The following is a 13413-nucleotide window of genomic DNA, read 5'->3' as shown; positions in this document are numbered from 1 at the left end:
ATTAGCACAAATTTCACAGCGAAAGGCTAACAAGAAAAAGGGAAGTAAGTCCAGAAGAAAACTAGCTAAAAGAGAAAGTCGAGAACATCAGAGAATTGCTAGGGCAAGAAAAGATCATGCTTACTCTACAGCACATAAGCTGCTAAAAACAGGAAAAAAAGTTTTCTTTCATGAAAAGCTTAATCTTAAAGGATTAAGTCGCAAAAATAAGCCCGTGCAAGATGACAATGGGAAATATCTTCCAAACGGGCAAAGTGCCAAATCAGGGCTTAATAAATCCTGGTCTGATGCTGCTTTTGGACAGTTCTTTTCAATCTTTAACTACATAGCTGAAAAAGCTGGAGTTGCTGTGATTGAAATCAATCCTGCCTATACATCCCAACTGTTGCCTTATCGTGATGAATTTGTTTTTACTGATTGCAGCATCAGAGAATATTGGGATGAAATTGAACAAGTTTCTGTTGATAGAGATATATCAGCAGCTATCAATATAAAACGAGTAGGGCTGGACGAGTTCCCTACTATAAAACGCCGTAAAGGTAAAATCGTAATAGTTGATTCTACTACTCATCTTACCTCTAAGGCAGTTCTCTCTGTCTTTCGAGGCTTGGAGAAGCCCGCACTGTAACGGTACTCCGTTCAGTGTCGGGAGTCGTCACATGATATCAAGATGAGGAATTACCAACTAACACGGGCAGCGCAAAGCTCGCCTTGCGCGTTCCCTAGGCGACTACGAATCGCCGGGGTCCCTCGTCCATCTTTCAAGTGGGAGATGTAGCGCAACACTGGTAATTTATTGCCCGTGAATATTTCTTAATAAGTGTTATTGCTTTTATTAAGTGTGTTATAATAATAGAATGATAACGATGCCAGCTTAAATCGCTGCAAAGAAGGTTAAAGAACAAGAAAAAAGGGTCAAATAATTGGCAAAAACTCCAAGCTAAAATAGCTAGAATTCATCAAAAAATCCACGATACTAGAAAAGACTGGCATTTCAAATTAGCTCATCATTTATGCGACCAAGCTGGAATGATATTTGTCGAAAATATTAACTTCAAAGCTCGCTGCTCAAGGCTTATTTGGCAAGCATACTTTAGACGCTGGTTTTGGTCAGTTTTTCAACATCTTAGCTTATGTGTGCTGGAAAAGAGGTGTCTATTTTCTCAAGGTTGATAAAGACTATACCAGCCAAATTTGCCCCAATTGTAATACTCAAACAGGCAAAAAGAATCTATCAGATAGGATTCATCATTGCCCTAATTGTGGGTATATAACAAATCGTGATGTGGCAGCTAGTCAAGTAATAAGAAATCGAGGATTAGTAGCGGTCGGACAGCCCGTGAATTAAATAGCGATGCAGCGCGGTCTTGGGGGGAACCCCCAAGACCGCGCTGCATCAAGAAGCTTCTGGAGGCGTTCTGTCGGGGCCAATCTTTGATTGGCTAGATAAGAGCCTGTGAGAGAAGAATCTCCCGAATTTAGCGTAGCGGATTCGGGAGAGTGTCAAAGATACGAGACACATCTTCTAAAGAAACCCGTTTATAGATAATTTTTCTCGGTAAAGTCAACACAACTGGACTTTTATCGCATTTTCCTAAACAACCAGCCGGAATAATCTTCGTATCTGAAGCAATTTGAGACTTAAACGCTGTTAAGAGTTTGTCCGCGCCATCTTTCTGGCAACAAATCCCCTGACAAACTAAAATCGAGCGATCGCTAAACCTTGGACTTCGGTGAATCATCCTATTAATGAATCTAAACTAGAGTAACTTCCTTTTATCTTACTTGCGCTCAAAAAAACAGTTATTGCAAAATGTTAGGAAATGTTAAGCAGTTGGGAATAATAGAAATGACTCTCACAACCCATGATCTAAACGAACGGAAGACTAATGCTAACTCAACTGACAACACTTGCCGAAAAATCTGACGGTCGCTATGCTAGTGATGCAGAACTAGAATTTCTGAAAGATTACCTAGAAGAAATCGACAAACGTATCCAAACATACGACAAAATACGGAATAATGAAGATAAACTCATCGAACAAATAGGGGTTAAAACGAAGTCTAAAAACCCCTATTTGTTCGATAAATATGGAAAAGATTTATCATCTATTTCTGAAAGAGGTCGAAGACATACAATGCGTTTTCTAGCAACGGCTATGTTATTTAATGAAACTGATAAGTTACGCCATAAACTTCTCTGGCAAAGTATAATTATGAGGGCTTTTAAAGACGAAAACCCATCTAATCTTACCTATCAAATGATGGGAGAAGTAATGAATGAACAGTTTAACGATGAGGAGATGAAATTAATTAAACCAGGCGTACAGCTTGTTCAAACCATGCTTAGTTAAAATTTATTGAATAAGGCAGTCGGAGAGAGGCAGGAGGCATAAGGGGCAATTTGATGGGGAATAAATATCCTCATTGGAGAGAACAAATTCCAGCATAGCTGCCTTCTGCCTCCCAGCCGAAGGCTGATAACAATAAACACGATTTTGAGTGATCTCCGTCACAGTTGATTAACTGAGAAAAAGATATGGTTATTGACCGCATCTGTTATATAATCTATTATTATATCGTCCTAATCAAGTCAGGATAATCGTACTGGGATGTTTTATTATGGCTGAGCAATCTAAGCAAAAGGAAAAACTATTAAAAGAAGCACTTGGAACAGATCCAGAAACTAATGAGGTTAATCTATCACCAGAAAAAATTGCTGATCCTATTAACAAAGATCTTAAAAATCGTTATCAAGGATTAATGGAGGAAGAAGAACTAGATACTTTAAAGATTTTAGAATCTAATGAAATCATCAAAGAGTTAGACTCAGGAAAACCTATTTCAGAAATAGATGTTGATCAACTGGTTGTTGATTCTCCATTTGAAAAAATTTTAGGGATATTCTCTTCAAATACACTCAATCTTAATCGAGAATTTCCTTCCATAAGTTCCTTGATTATTTCTCCCATTCCTGTTGCTTTACTAACCTTAGTTTCTGGTATTATTTTTATCAAAAAAAAAGATGCCATTTTTTGGTATCTATTAGGTGAAGATGGACTTTTAGAACAAATTACGGAAAAGTTAGGGTTAGCTAAACCCAAAGTTTCAGACACATCTATTTTCCTTCATAACCGAAATTTAGAAACGGCAAAGATTTTTGCAAAATCTGCTAAATCAGTGGACAACACTAAATTGAGTAAAGATGAATTTTTACTATTTGCTAAGATTAAATTTTGTCTTGAAGATGATCGAGAAGAATATGAGGGAATCAAAGAAAGTATTTCCCTTTTTAAGTCAGCGATGAAAGCACAAAAGAGCTATGTTATTATTAGTGAGCTTGAATCTGCGGGTCAAGGCATAAAACAAAAAGAATTTTATGATTATGCGGAGAGAACATTAGAAAATTTTGACGATTCAGAAACATTCAAAGAACAGATAAATAAAAAAATAATAGAAATTTTACCACAGGTAAAGACAGAAGAAGGTAAAGAGAAACTAAGAACTTATGCTACAGAAATACTAAATTTATCAGAGGATATATTTAGTGTACAGCTATTTTGTGTGTTTAAAAAACAAGAACTAAAAGATTTTTTGGTTTTAAAATCTATTAACGAAAATATCACAAATTTGCAAGAAACTGACGTGGTTAGCCTCAAAGCTTTAACTTGCTTGGTGATGGCTAATTATGATGATTTTGAAGCTTTGGGAGATATCATTGATGTGAAAGGCAAAAAAAGTAATCCGGATACCTATGCAAAAATTATTCAATATATTGCCCTTGGAGAAAGACATAAAAACTCTTATGGACAATTTGAACAGTTAATTAATGTTATGCGTCAATGGTATCCTATTTACCAAAAAATTAAAGACATTCGTGAAGAATACCCCAGAGAAAATTACAGACAACCCAAAGATTTTATCAAACCAATTCCTGGAATAGATCTTTACAATAAATATCGGAATTATTTAACTGATCAAAACACAGGTTCCCATTACGTTGACTTTGGAGAAGAAATGGAGTCAGCCACAACATAATGTTGATCAAAGTAATGGCCGAAAACAATTAGCCCAGAGATAAACCCTTAGACGCTAACCATTCTTGGTTGTAAAGACGAGACTGATAGCGCGCCCCACCATCACATAAGATAGTAACAATGTTATGGCCTGGTCCCATTTCTTTAGCTAAGGCGACGGCCGCCCCCACATTAATACCCACTGATCCCCCCATAAATAAGCCATCTTGGGACAACAATTGATAAACTATGCGTAATGCCTCATGGTCATCTATTTGAATAGCATCATCAATAGGAACATCCTGCATATTGGCGGTGATGCGACTGTTACCAATGCCTTCGGTGATAGAACTGCCTTCGGGTTTAATTTCTCCAGTTTTTACATAACTGTATAGACCACTGCCCATAGGATCGGCGACAATACATTTAATATTGGGATTCTTCTCCTTAAAGAATAATGCCCCACCAGCATAAGTTCCACCGGTTCCTGTAGCTGATACCCAACCGTCTACCTTGCCGTTAGTTTGCTGCCAAATTTCGGGGCCAGTGGTTTCATAATGTGCCTGTCGGTTGGCTAAATTATCGAATTGGTTAGCCCAAATCGCATTATCCAACTCTTCGGCCAGTCTCCCTGAGACTTTAACATAATTATTGGGATCTTTGTAAGGAACCGCCGGAACAGTACGAACTTCAGCCCCTAAAGTCCTTAAAAGGTCAATTTTCTCTTGTGACTGGGTTTCTGGGATGATAATCAGGCATTTATAGCCTTTAGCATTGCAAATATGGGCTAATCCGATCCCTGTATTACCTGCGGTTCCTTCAACAACGGTTCCGCCAGGTTTAAGTAGTCCTTTTTCCTCTGCATTCTTGATAATATATAAAGCAGCCCGATCTTTTACGGAACCACCAGGGTTAAGAAATTCCGCCTTTCCTAAAATATTACAGCCTGTTTCTTCGCTAAAGCTTTTTAGTCGAATGAGAGGTGTATTCCCGACAGTACCAACAAAACCTTCTTTAATATCCATAATATAGAGTGATTCGATGGACAAGTGAATTCCCTAGATACAATAGGGATAATCAATTATTGTATACTACATTTTATCAGGCAACACGGGAGCGTGAAAACTCATATTTTTAAATATGAGATGAAACGCGACGCGGCATTTAAAAATGCCCTGAATATGCTATGATATTTCAAAATTGGAAGGGTAATAAACCACTACCTAAGCTTATGATTAAGTTAGACAACAACTGTCTAAATCTAATCAAGATATAAATATAGTATTAATTAGAAGTTAGAATTGGACTAAATGTTTACTTCTAACTTCTAAATGATAAACCCTAAATTTACCCTTGATATTCTTCTAATAATTTTGGTAATTCATCATAACCGTCCACCCCAATTAATTTAATAATTTGGGTTCTATTATCTTCGAGTAACTTTTTAAATTGCTGCTCGTTTATTTTACCTTTGATAATCGTTAATAAACCTGCGGCTTGTCGATATTCAGACGACTCAATTTGATGCAAGAGATACATTCCTAAACATCCATAATAGATTGTTTTAGAGATGTCTTCCAAGCTGTAATAAGCTTCTGCTAAGTAGCTAAAATTCACCCCTTGTAAATAGGTATTACCAGAATTGAGTGCCATTTTAATTCCTTTTTCTAAAGCAGTAATAGCAGCAGAAGGTTGAGATAAAATGACATAAGCAATGCCCAAACTATTATAGGCTAAAGCCTGACTTTGATAGTCCTCTAATCTTTCTGCTAAAGTAGCACCTTGTTCTAGATAATTAATAGCTGACTCGTATATTTCAGGGGTCATTTTTTCCACTTGTTTTGCCCTAAATACTTCGCTATAACCCACATTAATTAATCCATTAGCTTCTCCTAGTTTATCTCCTGTTTGACGGGAAAACATTAATGCTCTTTGACTATAATTAATGGCTTGATCATAATCTTTTTCAGCAATACAAATCCTACTCAGATGATTAAAATTAGCTATTTCACAGGGTTTGTCAGAAGCTTCTTGAGCGATTTCTAAGGCTTCTAAATGAAATTTCTTTGCCTGTTCATAGTTACCTATAGTTAATTGAGAGTAAGCAAGTAAAGTTAGTATTCTAGCTTTTTCTTGGGTTCTTTCAACTTCCTTTAGAGGATCATCAAAATAAGTTAAAGTCTCCCGTAAATTTTCTCCTGAAAAGGAGGCAAAAATACCACCATATAAAGGAAAATCTTTCCGTTTTGTTAACTGTCTTAATGATTGTAACATCATGAGGAAATAGCCTTCCCTTAAGTTACTATTTTTCCCCGTAAAGCCCTGAGAAATTTGAGCAAAAATAACAGAAAAAATTAATAATGTACTGTAGGATAAACGCTGACCAAATTTAGCATCATAAGGTTGTTCATCAAACCATTTTACTAAACCCCTTTCTATAAAATGTAACAGTAAAATTAGTTCAACCCATGCCCTTAATTCGACTTGAGAACTCTTATCCGATACTTCTCTAATGGATTGGTTATTAGCTAAGGTTTTAAACAAGATTTTTGCTAAAGGTAAACTGGTTTTTTTCTCCCACCAAGGCCAAGGCCCTTGTTTTTCGGACCCAAAGCCTAAACTACTTTGATTTTGTTCATAAATCCAAGTAATTAACTCAGGTTCTAAACGAGAAAATTCTGTTAATCCATCTTTAATGCCGTTAGCTAATTCTAAAGTATCTAAACCCTCACTAGAATTTTTCAGAGATTGAGAGAGTTTTTGTAATTGTTCTCGATTTAAACTACTATTATTGCTTTGATCCAAACAAGGTAAAAAAGCAGCTAATAAATGTTGATCATCAGCCTCGGTAATTTGTTCTATAGCTAAAGTAAGGGTTTGTTCATTTTGATTTTCTTTTTGCCAACGTTCCCACTCCCCTTGAATAGTTTGCAACGCCCTTAAAATACGAGTAGCTTTTAATTTTTTTTCCAATTGTGCCGTTGTTTTTTGTATCTTTTCATCAAGAACACGCTCAAAAATTTCACCAGTACCTGATTCAATATCTTTGAGTAACATTCGATAGACTTGTTCTTTCGATCTAATTTTTCCCTGTAGAGTAATCTCCACAATAGAATCAATAAGTTGTTGGTAACGGTTAGCTAAAGAATTAGATTCAGACATAATGTAATAAATTGGCAATAGATAAGTTCTACAGTTGACATCTAACCTTTATTTTATCTCTTAATTAAGCCACGGGAACAATTAAAATATTAATTAAGTTTATTTTTACAAGTTAAATGATAATTATTCATTTTGCAGAGTTCACATTTTCAATAAAAAAGGAGATATAATAATCTAAAAAGACCTGACTAGCAGGTATCTAGTAACTTGATTGCTGATGAAACTTAGAGGTAATACAAATGAAGAGGGATGAGGTACTCAAAATAATCTCAGAACATGGAGAACAATTAGAAAAATTGGGTGTAAAATCTCTGTTATTATTTGGCTCAGTCGCAAGAGATGAAGCTGGCCCCGATAGTGATGTAGATTTCTTAGTAGAATTGAATGGAGAAATGGGATTATTTGAGTTTATAAAAATCCGACTATATTTGGAAGATATACTTAACTGTTCTGTTGATTTGGGAACAGAAGACGCTTTAAGAGAAAACTTACGGGAACCTGTATTAAAGGATGTAATCAATGCCTTCTAGAGAGTGGTCACTACGTATTCAAGACATCAATGATTTAACTTCCCTGCACTCACAATTACAGGAACTTTTAGACAACGAAAATAAACCCAAAAACTAACATCCATTTTTATATTGAAAAAAACATTTATTGAAAATTGATTGACTTCCCACACCCCCCACACTTATCGCAGTAACCTGAGTTAGATATAAGGAAATTTATAGACAACCGATCTTTCATCAAGAGTCTTAAACCCTGATTATCTCATGGAAAAATCTCCAACTCCGAACTCCGAACTCCGAACTCCGAACTCAGGTCAGTAGTATCACCCGAACCCCCAATGAAACTGCTACCCTAGAAGATAATTATAGTGTTTGGGATCTGGTCATCAATAACAATGGGACTAAAAAATAACTCTCGCTTTCTACGTCTTCCCCCTCTCGGTAGTTTAATCCTAATGGGAGTTGGGGTCATCTTTTTTATTTATCTTATCTATTACTACACCAATCGTTCAAATGACGAAGTTCCCATTGTACCCTATAGCGAATTCCTCGAAAAAGTTGAAAATGATAAAGTAGCCAGAGTCAAGATAGGCAACCGTCTGATTCTCTATCAACTTAAGTCTCTATCTCTCCTTTCCCCTTCCCAAGACTTATTACCCCTCCCAGAAAGCCCCTTAGACGAATCCAATAACTCAAGTAACCCTCTCCACGGATCAACCGCTTCAACCCCCTCTCAAAGACAACCTTCGAGTAATGGAGGAAAAGTTTTAGGCACTATTCCCATCGATGATCCCAATTTACCCATGTTACTCCGAGAAAAAGGTGTCATGTTTGAGGCAGCCCCACCCCCTAAAAACAGTTGGGTGAGTACCCTTTTGGCTTGGGTTATTCCCCCTGTAATCTTGGTGTTAGCCATGCAATTTTTACTCTATCGTAACGAAGATCGGGGATCGTTAGCTTTTAGTAAAAGTAAAGCTAAAGTCTATGTAGAAGGAGAAGCAGCTAGAATCACCTTTGCAGATGTGGCTGGGGCCGAAGAAGCAAAAACCGAATTAGTTGAAATTGTCGAATTCCTGAAAAACCCCGATCGCTTTAGTCGCATCGGTGCAAGAATACCCAAAGGTGTCTTATTAGTAGGTCCCCCAGGAACCGGTAAAACCCTCCTAGCTAAAGCAGTAGCAGGGGAAGCCGATGTTACCTTTTTTAGTATCTCCGCCTCGGAATTTGTGGAATTATTCGTGGGAACTGGGGCCGCTAGAGTTAGAGATTTATTCGAGCAGGCCAAAAAACAAGCCCCCTGTATCATTTTCATCGATGAATTAGATGCTATCGGGAAATCTCGTAGTGGAGGGAACGGTATCAGTGGTAGCAACGATGAACGAGAACAAACCTTAAATCAACTGTTAACCGAGATGGATGGCTTTGCCGTAGGGGATGCCACCGTCATAGTTTTAGCCGCTACCAACCGCCCAGAAAGCCTCGATGCAGCCCTGTTAAGACCAGGGCGTTTTGACCGTCAAGTATTAGTTGATCGCCCCGATCTGACCGGAAGATTAGCTATCTTAGAAATATACGCCCAACGGGTAGAAATTGACCCAGATATTAACCTCAAAGACATAGCTACCCATACCCCAGGGTTTGCCGGGGCCGACTTAGCTAACCTTGTCAATGAAGCCGCCTTATTAGCAGCGAGAAATAAACGGGAATATGTGACCCAAGCGGACTTTAAAGAAGCCATAGAAAGGGTTTTGGCTGGTTTGGAGAAGAAAAGCCGTGTTTTAGCCGATCAGGAAAAGAAAATTGTTGCTTACCACGAAGTCGGCCACGCCTTAATAGGGGCAGTCATGCCGGGGGGTGGTAAAGTTGCGAAGATTTCTATTGTGCCACGGGGGTTATCTGCCTTGGGCTATACCTTGAAAATGCCCACGGAAGACCGTTTTTTGATGAGTGACAGCGAATTTCGTCAACAAATTGCTATGTTATTGGGGGGAAGGGCCGCAGAAGAAATTGTCTTTGGTAGCGTTACTAATGGAGCCTCCGATGATTTAGAAAGGGCTACAGATATCGCTGAACGGATGGTAACAACCTATGGTATGAGTAAAATATTAGGACCCTTGGCTTACGACAAACGACAACAGGGTAATTTCTTAGGTAATAATGGTATTAACCCCCGTCGTTTGGTGAGTGAAGAAACAGCAAAAGCTATTGATGAAGAGGTGAAACAAATTGTTGATTCTGGCTATCAACAAGCTTTATCTATTCTTAATCATAACCGTGATCTCCTAGAAACAATTGCTCAACAATTATTAACAATTGAAGTAATAGAAGGAGAAGAATTACAACAATTACTTAATCAAGTAGAGGATATCACTAAACAGTGAACAGTTAACAGTTAACAGTTAACAGTGAACAGTTAATAGTTATCACTTATTTAATTTTTAATTTTAATTCAGTGCAAATTTACAGAAAATCAATAATGAAATTCAGGTATTTTAACTGATAATAATACCGTAGTATTTCCTATGACTGTCTCTAATAATCAGAATTATAAATTAACTATATTCTTATTAAATTGAGACGTTAAAAATCCATGATTAATGCTGCTTTAGAAACCGGGGAAAAATTTTGGGGAACAGATGGTAACGATACCATTGCTGGTGGTGAAGGAAATGATACTATCGGTGGTGGTAATGGAGATGACTCCCTCTCAGGAAATGGGGGAAACGATAGAATCATGGCCAGTCATGGAGATGATCAAGTTTCTGGAGGAGAGGGGAACGATCGACTATGGGGAGGTAATGGCAATGACACAGTTTCTGGTGACGATGGAGACGACACCATCTCTGGTGGAATGGGAGCAGATATCCTCGACGGAGGAGAAGGCAACGATCGCATCATCAGTCGCAGCGATGCAGGGGTACCGGATAAGGGCCACGATCACTCTCAAATGCATCCCCATCAACCCTCTCTAGACGCTGATGATAGTTTAGCTGATGATACTTTAATTGGTGGATCGGGGGCTGATACTTTCCGCTTTGAACTATTACTTAATGCCAAAGAAGAAATTATTAAAAAACACGCCGATCCCGTCACCGGTAAAGTTAACTGGAAAAACGTCGCAGGGGAAAATGGTAACGCCCATGATCATTGGGTTGATCGCATTGGTAATGAAACTATTCTCGACTTTAATAAAAGCGAAGGAGATAAAATTGAGATTGTTGGTCATACTGTAAAAGTTGATCAAATTGAGTATAAAGATGTCGATGGCGATGGAATCAACGAATCAATTATTTACTTAATTAGCGATCAAGGGGATCATGGTGGGGCCCACAACAAAGATGAACTTGGAACAATTACTGTTTATGGCGATAAGGTTGAAGAGTCGGACTTAAAAGTTAATGCTGGTGTTTACTTTGGGGCTTTTACCTCCATTTATAAGACTGTTGGAACCGATGAAAATGATCTTATTTCCGGTACCGATAATAAAGACACCATTGATGGTGGAGATGGTGATGACACCCTCAATGGTGAAGCCGGTAATGATAGAATTTTCGCTGGTGATGGAGATGACTTAGTATCTGGTGGAGATGGCAAAGATAAACTCTGGGGAAATGTAGGAAATGACACCATTTCTGGTGGTGATGGGGATGATACCATCACAGGTGGTGATGGGGATGACGTTATTACAGGAGAAGCAGGTAAAGATCGACTCTGGGGAAATGCCGACAATGACAAGATATCTGGTGGGGATGATAACGATACCCTTGGTGGAGGAGATGGTGATGATACCCTCAATGGTGATGCCGGTAACGATAAAATTTGGGCTGGTGATGGTAATGACTTAGTTTCTGGTGGTGAAGGTAGCGATCGCATCACGGGAAATGGAGGAAATGACAGTATTTCTGGTGGTGATGGGGATGATACCATCACAGGTGGTGATGGGGATGACGTTATTACAGGAGAAGCAGGTAAAGATCGACTCTGGGGAAATGCCGACAATGACAAGATATCTTGTGGGGATGATAACGATACCCTTGGTGGAGGAGATGGTGATGATACCCTCAATGGTGATGCCGGTAACGATAAAATTTGGGCTGGTGATGGTAATGACTTAGTTTCTGGTGGTGAAGGTAGCGATCGCATTACGGGAGATGGAGGAAATGACAGCATCTCTGGTGGTGAAAATGATGATACCATCACAGGTGGAGATGGAGACGATACCATCACAGGAGATGCGGGTAACGATAAACTTTGGGGAGATGGAGGAAATGACAGCATTTCTGGTGGTGAAGGCGATGATATGATCTGGGACAGAATGGGAGAAGATGTCCTAGATGGGGGAGAAGGTAATGATATCCTCATCAGTCGTAGCGACGCAGGGGAACCAGATATTGCCCAAGAAACAGATGAATCTAAAGTCTATCCTGATCAACCTTTTCTAGACGCTGATGATACTTTAATTGGTGGATTGGGTGCCGATACTTTCCGCTTTGAATTGTTACTTGATGCCAAAGATGAGATTGTTGAAAAACACGCCGATCCTATCACTGGTAAAGTTAACTGGAGAAAAGTCGCCCACAAAAATGATAACGTCCATGATCATTGGGTTAATGGTATTGGTAATGATACTATCCTTGACTTCAATAAAAGTGAAGGAGACCAAATCAGAATTGCTGGTCATACTGTACAAGTCGATGATATCGAATATCTTGATCTTAATGCGGATGGAATCGATGAATCTATTATTCACTTAATTAGTGATCAAGGGGGCAATGGTGGGGCCCATGACCAAGATAAACTAGGAACTATTACTGTTTATGGTGATCTGGTCGAAGCATCTGATTTAACAGCTAATGCTGGTGTTTTCTATGGGGCCTTTAACGCCATTTAATTATCTTGCATAATTGAATGACATCTTTTTAAATTAAGTAGGGTTTGCTGAAAAAGTTTCTCCAAAATTTATGCCACTTTTGACCAAGAATTTTCTGACAAATCAATAAGTTTTAGTACATAAAAATTGTTTAAAGTATAATCAAAATTAATGAAAGGCGGTTTAATAAGTTCCCCTGTTCTATTATTAGTAAATAAGGACAAAAAAAGCGACAAAAACTGCCTCAGAAGTTTAGAAAGATTGACAACTAAAAATGTAATAGCAATAGATGTAATGGAGGTTTCAGGGAGTTTTGTCATCACGAGATTTAGGCTAAATCTTCGTTTAGCTTGTCCAAACTTTCCCTCAATAGCATTACGGAAGCATTCATCGGAGTGGGCTTGTTTCTTTTCTTCTTCACTGACATTTTTCGGAGGTCTTCCTAACTTCGGACCACTGATTCTTATCCCTCTTTCCTTACACCAATTTCTGTTTTCCCTAGTTCGATAAATTTTATCTACATGGACGGATTCGGGATAATAGCCAAACGTTTCTTTATACTTTTCTACTTGTTCTTTTAAATGACAAGATTCATTGAAGTTTTCCCAACTTATTTTGTCTAGAAACACATAGTTATCTACACAGCTTACTGAGAGTTTAGCTCCAAACTCTATTGGTTTCCCTGCTTTTACCCTCACTATTGGACGAATATGCGGTTGAGTTAAACTTACAATTCTTTGAGGAACACTCTGGGTCTTATTCTCCCACATTGACTGTTGTTGTTCATAAACTTTTTTGATAGTCTCTAGACAATTTTTCTGTCTTTTACTCAGATTTTCCAGGGAAGCCCCAGGTT

General features: G+C 38.2%; 9 protein-coding genes and 2 pseudogenes. 7 read left to right on the top strand and 4 right to left on the bottom strand.

Annotation, left to right across the window (positions count from 1 at the left end; translation table 11 throughout):
• Both CWATDRAFT_RS23760 and CWATDRAFT_RS37625 read left to right on the top strand, forming a co-directional pair.
• Nucleotides 1–628, top strand: a 628-nt coding sequence (locus CWATDRAFT_RS23760) for a zinc ribbon domain-containing protein (RefSeq protein ID WP_007307388.1), incomplete at its 5' end; no start/stop codon positions are given.
• Between the two features lie 242 nt (nucleotides 629–870).
• Nucleotides 871–1348, top strand: a pseudogene (locus tag CWATDRAFT_RS37625) (RNA-guided endonuclease InsQ/TnpB family protein); the annotation flags it as partial.
• A 130-nt stretch (nucleotides 1349–1478) separates the two neighbouring features.
• Here the strand turns inward: CWATDRAFT_RS37625 and CWATDRAFT_RS23750 are convergent.
• Nucleotides 1479–1742, bottom strand: coding sequence for a (2Fe-2S) ferredoxin domain-containing protein (locus CWATDRAFT_RS23750; RefSeq protein WP_021829232.1), 264 nt, complete (start codon nucleotides 1740–1742; stop codon nucleotides 1479–1481).
• 147 nt (nucleotides 1743–1889) lie between these two features.
• Between CWATDRAFT_RS23750 and CWATDRAFT_RS23745 the strand changes: the two genes are divergently transcribed.
• Entirely contained in the window at nucleotides 1890–2354 is a 465-nt protein-coding gene (locus CWATDRAFT_RS23745; protein ID WP_007307389.1) for a globin family protein, read from the top strand.
• Nucleotides 2355–2622: 268 nt separating this feature from the next.
• Nucleotides 2623–4038 (top strand): hypothetical protein, encoded by a 1416-nt coding sequence (locus tag CWATDRAFT_RS23740; protein WP_007307390.1) that lies wholly within the window; start codon nucleotides 2623–2625, stop codon nucleotides 4036–4038.
• Nucleotides 4039–4066: 28 nt separating this feature from the next.
• Here the strand turns inward: CWATDRAFT_RS23740 and CWATDRAFT_RS23735 are convergent, their stop codons facing one another.
• Together CWATDRAFT_RS23735 and CWATDRAFT_RS23730 are read right to left on the bottom strand one after the other, a co-directional pair.
• Nucleotides 4067–5041 (bottom strand): cysteine synthase A, encoded by a 975-nt coding sequence (locus CWATDRAFT_RS23735; protein WP_007307387.1) that lies wholly within the window; start codon nucleotides 5039–5041, stop codon nucleotides 4067–4069.
• A gap of 322 nt (nucleotides 5042–5363) precedes the next feature.
• A complete protein-coding gene (locus CWATDRAFT_RS23730; RefSeq protein ID WP_007307386.1) occupies nucleotides 5364–7178 on the bottom strand; it encodes a tetratricopeptide repeat protein in 1815 nt (604 codons plus the stop codon).
• A gap of 239 nt (nucleotides 7179–7417) precedes the next feature.
• Between CWATDRAFT_RS23730 and CWATDRAFT_RS23725 the strand changes: the two genes are divergently transcribed.
• From CWATDRAFT_RS23725 to CWATDRAFT_RS41160, 3 genes are all read left to right on the top strand, one after another.
• Complete coding sequence (locus CWATDRAFT_RS23725) at nucleotides 7418–7708, top strand: nucleotidyltransferase family protein (protein WP_007307391.1); 291 nt, start codon at nucleotides 7418–7420, stop codon at nucleotides 7706–7708.
• A 374-nt stretch (nucleotides 7709–8082) separates the two neighbouring features.
• On the top strand, nucleotides 8083–10068 hold the full coding sequence (ftsH, locus tag CWATDRAFT_RS23720; protein ID WP_007307392.1) for an ATP-dependent zinc metalloprotease FtsH: 1986 nt from the start codon (nucleotides 8083–8085) through the stop codon (nucleotides 10066–10068).
• Nucleotides 10069–10277: 209 nt separating this feature from the next.
• Nucleotides 10278–12578: a calcium-binding protein gene (locus CWATDRAFT_RS41160; protein ID WP_007307393.1), complete on the top strand. Its 2301-nt coding sequence runs from the start codon at nucleotides 10278–10280 to the stop codon at nucleotides 12576–12578.
• A 68-nt stretch (nucleotides 12579–12646) separates the two neighbouring features.
• Here CWATDRAFT_RS41160 and CWATDRAFT_RS23710 read toward each other — a convergent pair.
• Nucleotides 12647–13413, bottom strand: a pseudogene (locus CWATDRAFT_RS23710) (IS5-like element ISCwa2 family transposase); the annotation flags it as partial.

The sequence above is a fragment of the Crocosphaera watsonii WH 8501 genome (genome assembly GCF_000167195.1).
GTDB classification, from domain to species: domain Bacteria; phylum Cyanobacteriota; class Cyanobacteriia; order Cyanobacteriales; family Microcystaceae; genus Crocosphaera; species Crocosphaera watsonii.
The sequence above is the reverse complement of the archived record's forward strand: the minus strand, read 5'-3'. Positions and strand labels throughout refer to the sequence as shown.